Here is an 11774-nt window from a genome sequence, read left to right on the forward strand (position 1 = left end):
GCTCAGGCCGGGCGCTTGGCCACCAGCACCACGCTCTCGAAGTCGATCACCAGATCGCCGTGCTGGTTGGTGCCGGAATTGTAGGCCTTCAGCAGGCCCCATTGGGAGCGGGACTTGCTCGCGATCTTCTCGCGGGCCTCGGTGGCGTAGCTGATGGTGTCGCCGACATAGACCGGCTTCAGCCATTGCAGCTTGCGGAAGCCGGTGGCGGGGCCGAATTGCCCCAGCGCGCCCTCGCCCGCGACACCGGCGGGGGCCGAGGCGTCGGGGTGGGGGACGCCGATGTTGGCCGCGACGAAATACTTCATCCACATGGACGCGGTGTGCCAGCCGGAGGCGACCAGAGCGCCGAAATGGCTGCGTCGCGCGGCCTCCGGGTCCACATGGAAGGGCTGGGGATCATAAAGCCGCGCGAAGGCGACGATCTCCTGCTGCGTGAAGGTATGGCGCCCGAGCAGGGCGGTGTTGCCCACCTCGATGTCCTCGAAATACGTCATGCGAGGCGGGCTCCCGGATTGCGACGGCCGACCATGAGGATGCAGGTCTGGTCGAGGGCGACGCTCTTGTCGGCCTTCATGAGTTCGAAGCGGAAGGTGACAAGGCCCATGTCCGGCTTGCTGCGGGAGGTGCGGCTCTCCAGCACCGTGCGGCGCAGGGTGAGGACATCCTCGGGATGCACGGGGGCGAGCCACTTGTTCTCGGTCACGCCCGGCGAACCCATGCCTGCGGTGCGCAGCAGGAAGCCATCGCAGATCAGCCGCATCATGATGGCGCAGCTGTGCCAGCCGGACGCTGCAAGCCCGCCCAGCAGCGAGGCCTTCCCCGCCGCCTCGTCGAGGTGCATGGGCTGGGGATCGAACTCCGACGCGAAGGCGACGATCTCCTCCCGCGTGACCCTGTGCGAGCCGAACGTCTTCACCTCACCGATGATGAAATCTTCGAAGAAGATGTCGGGCAAGGCGGACCTCCCTGTCGTTGAGCCGCGATCCAAGGCGAGGATGACGCAAACGTCAAGCTGCACCGGATCCCGTCGGCGCTTCTGATGAACAACCCTCAACGCGGGCAAGGCGGCCGCAGGCCACACGAACCTCTTGCGCCTTCATCCTGCCGGGCGGCATTCCCCGCGAAAACAATCGCTTGATGGAGCACGGACGCGCCGGGCCTTAAGGGTCCGGCGACATGTGCCGCAATTCGAAGGCGAGCACCTCGGTGCCGTCCTCCCGACGCGCGCTGTTGCGTCGGTGGTAGATGCTCCAGCCTGGGCGGCTGCCGCTCGCTCGCGCATCCAGCACCTCGGTGGAGAAGATGATGGTATCGCCCGCCCGGACCGGAGCCGGCCATTTCAGGCCGGTCATGCCGAAGCCGATGCCCGCGGGGGCTATGGCCGCCGGATGGTCGCCGGGCAGCGTGCGGGCTCCGGCGTCAAGGGAACGCACGAACAGGCCCATCCAGACGCAGGCGGTGTGCCAGCCGGAGGCGACGAGGGTGCCGAAATGGGCGTCGCGCGCGGCGTCCGCATCCACGTGGAACGGCTGAGGATCATAGGCGCGGGCGAAGCGCACGATCTCCTCCGCCGTGAAGGTGAAGCGGCCGATCTCCACCGGGCCGGCCGCCATCTCCCGTGCCTCGGCCATCGGCGCGCCCTCAGTTGGCGAAGCGGAAGTGCAGTACGTCGCCGTCAGCGACCACGTAATCCTTGCCCTCCAGGCGGAAACGGCCGCCCTCGCGGGCGCCGGCCTCGCCCTTGAACTTCACATAGTCGTCGTAGGCGACCGTCTCGGCGCGGATGAAGCCCTTCTCGAAATCCGTATGGATCACGCCCGCAGCCGCCGGGGCCCGCGTGCCGGCGGTGATGGTCCAGGCGCGGGCCTCCTTCGGCCCGACGGTGAAATAGGTGAGGAGGTGGAGCAGATCGTAGCCGGCGCGGATGACGCGGTTGAGGCCGGGCTCGTCGAGGTCGATGGCCTCCAGATAGTCCTTCTGTTCGTCGGGGGGTAGAACGGCGATCTCGCTCTCGATCTTGGCCGAGACCACCACCGCCTTGGCACCTTCCTCGGCGGCGCGCTTGAACACTTCGGCCGACAGCGCATTGCCCTCCTTGGCCGACGCTTCCTCCACGTTGCACACGTAGAGCACGGGCTTGGCGGAGAGGAGGCCCAGCTGGCTGAACAGCTTCTTCTCTTCCGGCTTCACCTCGGCGAGACGGGCGGGCTTGCCCTCGCGCAGGAGGACGAGGGCGCGCATGACGAGGTCGAGGGTTTCCTTCGCCTCCTTGTCGGTGCCGCCCTTGGCCTTCTTCTCCAGCGCCGTGACGCGCTTCTCCAGGCTTTCGAGGTCGGCGAGCATCAGCTCGGTCTCGATGGTCTCGATGTCGTTGACCGGGGCGATCTTGCCTTCCACGTGGGTCACGTCCCCATCCTCGAAGCAGCGCACCACATGGGCGATGGCGTCGCATTCGCGGATGTTGGCGAGGAACTGGTTGCCGAGCCCCTCGCCCTTGGAGGCGCCGCGCACCAGGCCGGCGATGTCCACGAAGGTGAGGCGGGTGGGGATGATCTGACCCGAGCCGGCGATGTCGGCGAGGATGTCGAGGCGCGGATCGGGCACCGCAACGTCACCCACGTTGGGCTCGATGGTGCAGAAGGGATAGTTCGCCGCCTGCGCCGCCGCGGTCTGGGTGAGCGCGTTGAAGAGGGTGGACTTGCCCACGTTGGGAAGCCCGACGATGCCGCATTTGAAGCCCATGGAACCTTATCCGGCTAGAAGATCATTCGGAGAGACGAGGAAGGGATTGATGATCCGCATATCACCGATGGCATCGCCATGGTGAAGGTCCTCGGAGAGAAAATGGCTGCAGTCGAGGCTTTCGGCCGACGCGAGCAGCATGCAATCGAACCAGGAATAGCGGCGCGCGGCCCGGATGGCCCAGGCCGCCGGCACCGTTTCCGGCAGGGGCAAGGCGGCGCAGAATTCCTGGAGCGCCTCGGCGTCGGCCCGGACATCGCTTTCGGTCAGATGGGACATCTTACGCAGGGCGACGTGGCAATACTCGCTTATGACCTGCACGTTGATCACCGCCAGGCGCCGCGCCACCAGCATCCTCAGCCATGCCGATGCCTGCTCGCGCTTCGCTTGGGCCTTCAGATCCCGGGTGTAGAGGATCACGTTCGTGTCGAGGAAGAAGCGCGTCATCGTAAAGGTCTGCCCGGGCAGGGATCTTGCCCGTTTCATCCGAGAAGGGGGCGAGGGGACCGGCAAGGAAGGCTTCCAGCGCCTCCGCCTGGCTGCGTTTGCGCCCAAGGCGCTGGTCCACCAGCTCGGCGATGAAGCGGGACATGCTCTTGCCTTCCTGCGCCGCGGCGACGCGGGCGCGGGCGAAGACGTCTTCGGGCAAGGTGATGGTCAGGTTCTTCATGGCAGTCCTCGACACGAAAATCGTGTTTCCGTGTCGCCAAGTCAAGGCGGCTGGGCCGCTCCGCCCTTACCCGTTTTCGCCGACCCGCTTCTGCTCGCCGAAGCCTTGGGCCTCCAGGAAGAGGTGGGCGCGGTTCTGGAATTCCTCGGGGCGCTTCTGGACGAGGAGGTCGGCGAAATCGGCGCAGGCGTCGCACACCGCATCCACCCAGCCCTTTTCGGACTTGGCGAAGTCGCCCAGCACGTAGGGCATCACCATGGCCTTGTCGCCGGGATGGCCGATGCCGAGGCGGATGCGGAAATAGTCGTTGCCGCAATGGGCGGTGATGGACCTCAGCCCGTTGTGCCCGGCGTTGCCGCCGCCCTTCTTGATGCGGAGCTTGGCGGGGGGCAGGTCCAGTTCGTCGTGGAAGACGAAGATGTGGTCGAGGGGAATCTTGTAGAAGCGCTGGGCCTCGGAGACGGCCCGGCCGCTCTCGTTCATGTAGGTTTCGGGGAAGAGGGCGATCACCTTCTCGCCGGCGATCTCGCCTTCCGCCGCCATGGACTGGAAGCGCCGCCGCAGCGGGCCGAGGCGGTGGCGCCGGCACAAGGCGTCGAGGGCCATGAAGCCAACGTTATGCCGGTTGCCGGCATATTTCGGGCCGGGATTGCCGAGCCCTGCGAACAGGAACATGAGGCGGATCTCCGGCCCGAAAGCGTCAGACGTTTATCGCGAGGGACCGAAGGCTCAGGCCTTCGGCTCTTCCGCGGCCGCCGGCTCTTCCTCGGCGCCCACGGGGGCGACGATGGTGGCGAGGGTATCGTCGCCCTGGCCCGCCCAGGTCACGCCCGACGGCAGCTTGATGGCCGAGAGGTGGAAGCTGTCACCGAAATCGGCGCCGCTGAGATCGACCTCGATGGATTCGGGGATCGACTCGGCCGGGCATTCGAGCTCGACGGTGTGGGCCACCACGTTGAGGGTGCCGCCGCCCTTGAGGGCTGGGGAGGCTTCCTGCTTCACGAAGTGCACCGGCACTTCCACCGTCACCGACGCGCCCTTGGAGACGCGCAGGAAGTCCACGTGGAGGGGGAAGTCCTTCACCGGATCCAGCTGGTAGTCGCGCGGGATCACGCGGTGCTTCTTGCCGTCCACGTCGATCTCGAACAGCGTGGTGAGGAAGTGGCCGGCATAGATGATCTTGTTGATCTCGCGGTGGTTGAGCGAGATCGTGACCGGCTCCTGCTTCTCGCCGTAGATCACGGCGGGCACGCGCCCGGCGCGGCGCTCGGCACGGGCGGCCCCCTTGCCGGCCCGCGGGCGCGCCACAGCCTTCAGTTCCTTGATGGCAGTCATGGCACTCGTCCTGATTTGGAGGTTCCATCGCTGCGTCCATAGGGACGCGCGATTTCGCCCTGCGGCACGCCTCCAGGGGGGCGCATGCCGAAAGCGAAGGCGCGCTTATAGCGGCGCAGCGGCACCGATGCAAGAAATCAGGGGCGCCAGCCTATTTGGGCGAGCCCGACTGGCAGGCGCCCGGGCGGCCCTGGCCGAACCAGTTGCCGCACTTGTCGCAGCCCGAGACGGCGAGGGCGAGCGCGCAGACGGCGGCGAGACGGATGGCGGCGCGCATGGCTTCTCCTGAGACTGGCCGCAGATTAGGCGATCCGGCGCGGAAGGGAAGGGGCGCCGGATCGCCCGCGCTCAATAGACGATGACGTGCCGCACCACTTCGCCGCGGTCGAGGCGATCGAAATTCTCGTTGATGGTGTCGAGCGGGCCGGTGGAGGAGAGCAGGCGGTTCACCGGCAGCTTGCCGCGCTTGTACAGCGCCATGAAGCGGGGAATGTCGCGCGGCGGCACGCAGCTGCCCATGTAGCTGCCCTTGATGGTGCGCTCCTCGGCGACCAGATGCACCGGCGGCAGGGAGATGCGGGCGTTGGGATTGGCGAGTCCCCCGGTGGTGGTGGTGCCGCCGCGCCGCGTGATCTTGTAGGCGAGTTCGAAGGCGGGGGCGGAGCCGGCCATCTCGATGGCATGGTCGACGCCGCCGCGGGTGGCGGCCTTCACCTGGTCCACGATGTCGGGATCGCTGGCGAGGAAGGTGTCGGTGGCGCCGATCTGGCGGGCAAGGTCGAGCTTGGCGGGGGACAGGTCCAGCGCGACGATCTGCTCCGCGCCCGCGGCAACCGCGCCCATGACGGCGGAGAGGCCGACGCCGCCGAGGCCCACCACCGCGACGCTCTGGCCGGGCCGCACGCCAGCGGTGTTCACCACCGTCCCCACTCCGGTCATCACGGCGCAGCCGAACAGGGCGGCATCCACCAGCGACATCTCCGGGTCGATCTTGATGATGGAGCGCCGCGAGACCACCGCATATTCGCCGAAGCCGGAGACGCCGCATAGATGATAGGCGTCGGTGCCGTCGTCGCAGGACAGCCGGCGGCCGCCGCCGAGCAGGGTGCCCGCGCCGTTGGCCGCCTGGCCCGGACCGCACAGCTGGGCGCGGCCCTCCATGCAGGAGGGGCAGGTGCCGCAGGTGGGCACGAAGCTCATGACCACATGGTCGCCGGGGGCGAGGTCATCGACGCCCGCGCCGGTCTCCACCACCACGCCGGAGGCTTCATGGCCGAGGACCATGGGGGTCTGGCGCGGGCGGTCGCCGTTGATGACGGAAAGATCGGAATGGCACAGGCCCGCCGCCGCCACCTTGATGAGCACTTCGCCGGCCTGGGGCGGCGCCAGCTCCATCGTCTCGATGGAGAGGGGCCGGGTTTCGCCATAGGGCTTGCCGACCGGCGACGTGCGCAGGACGGCGGCGCGAATACGCATCTTGTTCCTCCCGATGCCTTTGCCGCCGTATTGGCCGCGCCGGCCCGGAGCGTCAAGCGCGGGAGATTGCGCAGCGACGAGGCATTGGTCTTGCGCGGCGCACGTCGCGTCTCAGGCGGCTTCCGCCGCCATGCCCGACAGCAGGAGGTCGGCGGTGCGGCCGGCCATGAGGGCGACATTGGGGTCCTTGGTGATCATGGCGGCGACGATTGCGCCGTCGATGAGCACGCCCAATTGGTGCGCGACGCCGTTGGGGTCACGCGCGCCCGCCTCGGCGGCGAGGCCGGCGAGGGTCTCCAGCACCACCTTCTTGTGGGCGAGGGCGATGCGGCGGAGGCGGTCGTCCCTTTTGTCATGCTCCGCCACCGCATTGATGAACGGGCAGCCGAAGAACTGGGCATCGCCGAACCATTCGCGCAGCACGGGGAAGATGCGGCGCAGGCGGGTGAGCGGCGTTGCCTCGCCGTCGAGCAACTGGCCGAGGAACCAGTCGCGCCAGGCCGCGCCCTCCTTCTCCAGCACGATCTCCACCAGTCGTTCCTTGGAGCCGAACGCCTTGTAGAGCGTCGCCTTGGCCGTGGCGGCCTCGGCCACCACAGCGTCCACCCCCACGGCATTGATGCCGTATTGGCAGAACAGGCGCGTCGCCGCCTGAAGGATGCGCTCGCGCGCCCGCGGCTCGCCCTCAAGGGCGGCGGGCTTCGCGCCCAGCGCGTCCTCGGACGGGAGAGCGTGGGGATTGGGCACCGCCTTGGGGCGCATCGCCTTCTCCTGATGCATTGCTTGACGCCAATGTGCCGCTTTCGCGAGCAGTGAGACAGACCTGTCTGTTGGATATAGGCACGAATCGTGCCGCACGTCGCCTTCCTCTTCTCTTGTAACCATCGAATTCGCTTGAGGAAACGCAGTTTATTCCCAATCCGCGAAAGTGCTGGGGAGGAATGGCACGGGGAATGCATGAGACAGAACGGTCTGTCTATATGGCCCAAGGAGATCTGGATGTCTGCGCCCCAAACCGCCCTGACCGGCTGCCTTGCCCCCATCGACAAGGAAGGTCTGGAGAAGCTGATCGTCGCCGGCAAGGCCGACCCCAAGGTCATCAAGACCCTGAAGTGCAAGACGGTCGCCGAGGGCCGGTTCCGCCACGCCAACTACATCCGCAACCTCGCCCCTTACATTGTCGACGAGCCGCCGGGCCTGCTCGGGGACGACACTGCGCCCAACCCCTCCGAGGCCTCCCTTGCCGCGCTCGGCTCCTGCCTCGCGGTCGGCCTCCACGCCAATGCGGTGCATCGCGGCTGGACCGTGCGCAAGCTGGAGCTGCAGTTGGAAGGTGATCTCAACATCACCGCCGTGTGGGGCACGGGCGACGTCAGCGAGAAGCCCGTCGGCTTCACCGACGTGCGGGTGAAGGTGGAGATGGAGTGCGACGGCGTGCCGAAGGAAGAGGTGGACGCCCTGATCGCCCACGTCACCAAATGGTCTCCCGTGGCCAACACCTTCGTGCGCCCGGTCAATCTGGAGGTGGCGCAGGCCTGATCCTGCCGCGCCCGCGCATGCCCGGTTCGCCGGGCATGTTCCCCCTTCTCCGAGCCGAGGCTCCCCATGTCCCTGACCGTGCCTGTGACCGCCCTGTCGCCGCATGAACTGCACGCCACCGACCTCGATCCCGCGGTCGCTCTCGCCGAGATCGGACGGATCGCGGTCACGGACCTGTCGGCCTGGACCCGAGCCATCGACGAAGGCACCTACCCGGCGACGCTGATGCACCGCTTCGCCGACGCCGGCGCCTTCCGCCTGCATCTCGGCGGGGGTCACGCCCTCGGCGGCGCCATCGAGGGGATGGCGCGCATCTCGGAGGTGTGCGCCTCCACCGGCTTCATGGCGTGGTGCCAGAACACGCTGGTCTGGTACCTCATCAACTCCGAGAACGAGGCTGCCCGCGCCAAGTATCTTGCCGCGGCCGCCACCGGCCATGTGCTCGGCGGCACGGCGCTGTCCAATCCCATGAAGTCCTTCTTCGGCATCGAGACGCTGAAGCTGAAGGGCACCCGGGTCGAGGGCGGCTACCGGGTGAAGGGCGTGCTGCCCTGGGTGTCCAACCTCGGCCCCGACCATTTCTTCGGCTGCATCTTCGCGGTCGAGGGCGCGGCGCCGGTGATGGCGCTGGTGGATTGCGCGGATCCGGCGGTAACGCTGAAGCCTTGCGAACCCTTTCTCGCCATGGATGGCACCGGCACCTACGGCGTGCAGATGCGCGATCTGTTCGTGCCGGACGACATGGTGCTGGCGCACGATGCCATGCCGTTCGTGAAGAAGATGCGGGCCGGCTTCATCCTGCTCCAGGCGGGCATGGCCATCGGCCTTATCCGCGACTGCATCGCCCTGATGCGCGAGGTGGAAGAGCCCCTCGGCCATGTGAACCGCTATCTGGAGGTCCAGCCCGAGCAGATGTCGGAGACCCTCGCCGCCTTGGAGGCGGAGGTGGGCGCGCTCGCCGCGACGCCCTACGACGACAGCCGCGACTATTGGCGCCGCGTTGTCGCCGCTCGCCTCCTCGCCGGGGAGAAGAGCGTCGAGGCCGCGCACAACGCCATGCTCCATTGCGGCGCCCGCGGCTACGTGCGCGCCTCGCGCTGCCAGCGTCGCCTGCGCGAGGCCTATTTCGTGGCCATCGTCACCCCGGCCACCAAGCAATTGAAGCTGATGCTGGACCAAATGCCGGCGTAAGCGCGCGCGGCCCTGTCAAGACGAGGGGCGCCAAGCCCCCGGGAAGCCTTCCGTTTCATCTCGTCGTCCACCCTTCGAGAGGGGATCACCATGAGCGCAATCCTGATTTCGCCGCCTGATCTTTCGACGCTGATCCTGTCCGAGCCCACAGTCGTCATCGACACCCGCGATCCCGCGAGCTACGCCGCCGGCCACATCCCCGGCGCGGTGAACCTGCACGAGATCTTCACCTATCTCGCCACCTCCACCCCCGAGGGCTATGCCGAGCTGCGGGCAAAGTTCGCCGATGCCTTCGGCAAGGCCGGGCTTTCCGGCGCCGAGACGGCGGTGATCTACGAGCAGTCCATGAACACCGGCTTCGGCCAGTCCTGCCGCGGCTATTTCCTGCTCACTTTCCTCGGCTATCCCAAGGTGAAGGTGCTGCATGGCGGCTTCGCCGCGTGGGAGGCGGCCGGCCTTCCGGTCTCCACAGACGTCCCGGCGCCCAAGTCCGCCACCTTCCCGGTGGACGAGGGGGCGGGCGCCGTCATCATCGATGCCGCCGCCATGCTGGCCGCGGTGGAGGATCCGGCGGTGGCGAAGCTCGACGTGCGTGATGTGGACGAGTGGATCGGCGAGAGCTCGTCCCCCTATGGCAAGGACTTCTGCCCGCGCAAGGGCCGCATCCCCGGTGCCAAATGGATCGAGTGGTACCGCATGATGAAGCCGACGGCCGAGGGGCCGCGCTTCAAGTCCGCGCCGGAAATCCTCGCGGAATGCGCGACCGTGGGCATCTCCGCCGACACCCCCGTCTATCTCTACTGCTTCAAAGGGGCGCGGGCCTCCAACACCTTCCTCGCGCTGAAAGAGGCGGGGGTGAAGGACGTGAAGATGTATTTTGGCTCCTGGAACGAGTGGTCGCGCGATCCGTCCCTGCCCATCGAGGAGGGCCATCCGGCGGCGGCCCTCGGCTGAACCTGTTTCAAGGAGCCCGCCGTGCCCGAGATCACCTGTTACTTCAGCCCCCAGTCCGGCTATGCCTATCTGGGGCACGGCCGCCTCGTCGCCATGGCGCACGCGGCGGGCGCCAGCATCCTCTGGCGGCCCGTCGATATCCTGAAGGTCTTCGCCGAGGGCGGCTCTACCGCCCCGGCGAAGCAGTCGCCCCAGCGCAATGCCTATCGCAAGCAGGACATCGTGCGCTGGGCCAAGCTCGCGGGCATCCCCATCAACACCGAGCCGAAGTTCTGGCCCACCGACACGCTGCCCGCCTGCCGCATCATCGCCGCCGCGCAGCTGGAGGGGCTCGACCCCGTCGGCCTCATCGGTGCCTGCCTTGCGGCCGTGTGGGCGCGGGACATCCAGATTTCCGAGCGGGCCAATCTGGTGCTGCTCGCCAATGAGGTGGGCCTCGACGGCGAAAAGCTCGCGACCCTGTCGGAGAGCGTCGAGGCCGCCGAGCGCATCGCCCGCAACACCGCCGAGGCCGTGGAGGCGGGCGTGTTCGGCTCGCCCACCTATTTCGTGAACGGCGAGATGTATTTCGGCCAGGACCGGCTGCAGTTCGTCGCGGCGGCCCTGAAGGGGACGGCGCAATGAGCGCGCCGCTCGTCATCATCGGCGCGGGGCAGGCGGCGGCGCAGGCCGTCACCTCCCTGAAGGCCGAGGGCTACGGGCATCCCATCGTCGTCATCGGCGACGAGCCCTATCCGCCCTACCAGCGCCCGCCGCTCTCCAAGGCCTATCTCGGCGACGAGATGACCGAGGACCGCCTGGAGCTCAAGGCGCCCCATCTCTATGCGGAAGCGGGCGCGCAGATGCGCCTGTCCACCCGGGTCGTCCGCCTCCTGCCTGCCGACAAGGCGGTGGAGCTGAGCGACGGCACACGCCTCGACTACGGGTCCGTCCTGATTGCCACCGGCACCCGGGCGCGTCCCCTGCCGGTGCCGGGCGCGGACCTGCCCGGCGTCTTCTCAATCCGCTCCATCGACGACGTGAAGCACTTCCGCGCCGCCGCCGTGCCGGGGGCGAAGCTGGTCATCATCGGGGGCGGCTATATCGGGCTGGAAGTGGCGGCCAAGGCCCGCAAGCTCGGTCTCGACGTGATTGTGGTGGAAGGCCAGCCGCGCCTGCTCGCCCGCGTGGCCTGCAGCACCATCTCGGATTTCGCTTTGGCGCTGCACGAGGGCCACGGCGTCGGCGTGCTCACCGGCATGGGCGTGACGCGGGTGCTGGGCGCCGACCGGGTGAGCGGTGTGGAACTCGCCGATGGACGGGTCTTGCCCGCCGACCTCGTGCTCTCCGCCGTGGGCGCGGTGCCCAACGCGGAGCTCGCCGCCGCGGCCGGCCTCGCCCTGGACAACGGGATCAGGGTGGACGAGGCCATGCGCACCAGCCTGCCCGACATTTTCGCGGTGGGTGACGTCGCCTCTTTTCCGAGCAGGTTATATGGCCGGCGGGTCCGCCTGGAATCTGTGCAGAATGCCATCGATCAGGCCAAGGCTGCCGCAAAGGCGATCAGCGGGGGCGCGGTTGCATACGATCCCATCCCCTGGTTCTGGTCGGACCAGTATGACGTGAAGCTGCAGATCGCCGGCCTGCTGGAAGGCTTCGACCGCACCGAGACGGAGGGCGACGTGGCGGCCGGACGCTTTAGCGTGCGGTACTTCGCGGGGGATCGCCTCCTTGCCGTCTGCTCCGTCAACGATCCCAAGAGCCACATGATGGCGCGCAAGGCGCTGGCATCTCCCGTCCCCGCGACCGTGCCCGGCTGACCGTGGCACGGGCATTGCCCTGCCCGAGCGGCAGGTTTGCCGAACGTCCTTCCGCTTTCACGGAG

General features: G+C 67.8%; 15 protein-coding genes and 1 pseudogene. 5 read left to right on the forward strand and 11 right to left on the reverse strand.

Annotated features, from left to right (window positions below):
- Nucleotides 1–2: 2 nt before the first annotated feature.
- The 11 genes and pseudogenes from ABLE93_RS14450 to ABLE93_RS14500 form a co-directional block, all read right to left on the reverse strand.
- Entirely contained in the window at nt 3–497 is a 495-nt protein-coding gene (locus ABLE93_RS14450) for a MaoC family dehydratase (RefSeq protein WP_348840535.1), read from the reverse strand.
- The gene (locus ABLE93_RS14455) at nt 494–958 is read right to left on the reverse strand and encodes a MaoC family dehydratase (RefSeq protein WP_348840536.1); all 465 of its coding nucleotides are present in this window, start codon (nt 956–958) and stop codon (nt 494–496) included. The genes ABLE93_RS14450 and ABLE93_RS14455 overlap by 4 nt, the downstream gene beginning before the upstream one ends.
- Before the next feature lie 205 nt (nt 959–1163).
- Entirely contained in the window at nt 1164–1634 is a 471-nt protein-coding gene (locus ABLE93_RS14460) for a MaoC/PaaZ C-terminal domain-containing protein (protein WP_348840537.1), read from the reverse strand.
- 10 nt (nt 1635–1644) lie between these two features.
- Nucleotides 1645–2745, reverse strand: a complete 1101-nt coding sequence (gene ychF, locus ABLE93_RS14465; protein ID WP_348840538.1) for a redox-regulated ATPase YchF — start codon at nt 2743–2745, stop codon at nt 1645–1647.
- Between the two features lie 6 nt (nt 2746–2751).
- Nucleotides 2752–3258 (reverse strand): PIN domain-containing protein, encoded by a 507-nt coding sequence (locus ABLE93_RS14470; RefSeq protein ID WP_348840539.1) that lies wholly within the window; start codon nt 3256–3258, stop codon nt 2752–2754.
- Nucleotides 3259–3316: 58 nt separating this feature from the next.
- Nucleotides 3317–3415: pseudogene (locus tag ABLE93_RS14475) on the reverse strand (ribbon-helix-helix domain-containing protein); the annotation flags it as partial.
- A gap of 66 nt (nt 3416–3481) precedes the next feature.
- Complete coding sequence (pth, locus tag ABLE93_RS14480) at nt 3482–4090, reverse strand: aminoacyl-tRNA hydrolase (RefSeq protein ID WP_348840540.1); 609 nt, start codon at nt 4088–4090, stop codon at nt 3482–3484.
- A 54-nt stretch (nt 4091–4144) separates the two neighbouring features.
- Complete coding sequence (locus ABLE93_RS14485) at nt 4145–4750, reverse strand: 50S ribosomal protein L25/general stress protein Ctc (RefSeq protein ID WP_348840541.1); 606 nt, start codon at nt 4748–4750, stop codon at nt 4145–4147.
- Nucleotides 4751–4901: 151 nt separating this feature from the next.
- Complete coding sequence (locus ABLE93_RS14490) at nt 4902–5027, reverse strand: hypothetical protein (protein WP_348840542.1); 126 nt, start codon at nt 5025–5027, stop codon at nt 4902–4904.
- A 71-nt stretch (nt 5028–5098) separates the two neighbouring features.
- Nucleotides 5099–6226, reverse strand: coding sequence for a zinc-dependent alcohol dehydrogenase family protein (locus ABLE93_RS14495; RefSeq protein WP_348840543.1), 1128 nt, complete (start codon nt 6224–6226; stop codon nt 5099–5101).
- 111 nt (nt 6227–6337) lie between these two features.
- On the reverse strand, nt 6338–6988 hold the full coding sequence (locus ABLE93_RS14500; RefSeq protein WP_348840544.1) for a TetR/AcrR family transcriptional regulator: 651 nt from the start codon (nt 6986–6988) through the stop codon (nt 6338–6340).
- Nucleotides 6989–7225: 237 nt separating this feature from the next.
- Between ABLE93_RS14500 and ABLE93_RS14505 the strand changes: the two genes are divergently transcribed.
- The 5 genes from ABLE93_RS14505 to ABLE93_RS14525 all read left to right on the forward strand — a co-directional run bounded on the left by ABLE93_RS14505 (nt 7226) and on the right by ABLE93_RS14525 (nt 11709).
- The gene (locus tag ABLE93_RS14505; protein ID WP_348840545.1) at nt 7226–7765 is read left to right on the forward strand and encodes an OsmC family protein; all 540 of its coding nucleotides are present in this window, start codon (nt 7226–7228) and stop codon (nt 7763–7765) included.
- Between the two features lie 66 nt (nt 7766–7831).
- Nucleotides 7832–8956 carry an acyl-CoA dehydrogenase family protein gene (locus tag ABLE93_RS14510; protein WP_348840546.1) on the forward strand — a complete coding sequence of 375 codons (1125 nt, stop codon included), beginning with the start codon at nt 7832–7834 and terminating at the stop codon, nt 8954–8956.
- A gap of 90 nt (nt 8957–9046) precedes the next feature.
- Entirely contained in the window at nt 9047–9910 is an 864-nt protein-coding gene (locus ABLE93_RS14515) for a sulfurtransferase (protein ID WP_348840547.1), read from the forward strand.
- A 21-nt stretch (nt 9911–9931) separates the two neighbouring features.
- Nucleotides 9932–10534 carry a 2-hydroxychromene-2-carboxylate isomerase gene (locus ABLE93_RS14520; RefSeq protein WP_348840548.1) on the forward strand — a complete coding sequence of 201 codons (603 nt, stop codon included), beginning with the start codon at nt 9932–9934 and terminating at the stop codon, nt 10532–10534.
- Nucleotides 10531–11709 carry an NAD(P)/FAD-dependent oxidoreductase gene (locus tag ABLE93_RS14525; RefSeq protein WP_348840549.1) on the forward strand — a complete coding sequence of 393 codons (1179 nt, stop codon included), beginning with the start codon at nt 10531–10533 and terminating at the stop codon, nt 11707–11709. Before ABLE93_RS14520 ends, ABLE93_RS14525 begins: the two co-directional genes overlap by 4 nt.
- Nucleotides 11710–11774 lie beyond the last annotated feature (65 nt).

Source organism: Xanthobacter pollutisoli, from assembly GCF_040044995.1.
In the GTDB taxonomy this organism is placed as follows: Bacteria; Pseudomonadota; Alphaproteobacteria; order Rhizobiales; family Xanthobacteraceae; genus Xanthobacter.

Excerpts from the sequence above, each read along its gene's own strand:
- ABLE93_RS14485 (WP_348840541.1), bottom strand. The coding sequence starts at position 4,750 with ATGACTGCCATCAAGGAACTGAAGGCTGTGGCGCGCCCGCGGGCCGGC.
- ABLE93_RS14500 (WP_348840544.1), bottom strand. The coding sequence starts at position 6,988 with ATGCGCCCCAAGGCGGTGCCCAATCCCCACGCTCTCCCGTCCGAGGAC.
- ABLE93_RS14515 (WP_348840547.1), top strand. The coding sequence starts at position 9,047 with ATGAGCGCAATCCTGATTTCGCCGCCTGATCTTTCGACGCTGATCCTG.
- ABLE93_RS14490 (WP_348840542.1), bottom strand. The coding sequence starts at position 5,027 with ATGCGCGCCGCCATCCGTCTCGCCGCCGTCTGCGCGCTCGCCCTCGCC.
- ABLE93_RS14460 (WP_348840537.1), bottom strand. The coding sequence starts at position 1,634 with ATGGCCGAGGCACGGGAGATGGCGGCCGGCCCGGTGGAGATCGGCCGC.
- ABLE93_RS14450 (WP_348840535.1), bottom strand. The coding sequence starts at position 497 with ATGACGTATTTCGAGGACATCGAGGTGGGCAACACCGCCCTGCTCGGG.
- ABLE93_RS14510 (WP_348840546.1), top strand. The coding sequence starts at position 7,832 with ATGTCCCTGACCGTGCCTGTGACCGCCCTGTCGCCGCATGAACTGCAC.
- ABLE93_RS14525 (WP_348840549.1), top strand. The coding sequence starts at position 10,531 with ATGAGCGCGCCGCTCGTCATCATCGGCGCGGGGCAGGCGGCGGCGCAG.
- ABLE93_RS14505 (WP_348840545.1), top strand. The coding sequence starts at position 7,226 with ATGTCTGCGCCCCAAACCGCCCTGACCGGCTGCCTTGCCCCCATCGAC.
- pth (WP_348840540.1), bottom strand. The coding sequence starts at position 4,090 with ATGTTCCTGTTCGCAGGGCTCGGCAATCCCGGCCCGAAATATGCCGGC.
- ychF (WP_348840538.1), bottom strand. The coding sequence starts at position 2,745 with ATGGGCTTCAAATGCGGCATCGTCGGGCTTCCCAACGTGGGCAAGTCC.
- ABLE93_RS14495 (WP_348840543.1), bottom strand. The coding sequence starts at position 6,226 with ATGCGTATTCGCGCCGCCGTCCTGCGCACGTCGCCGGTCGGCAAGCCC.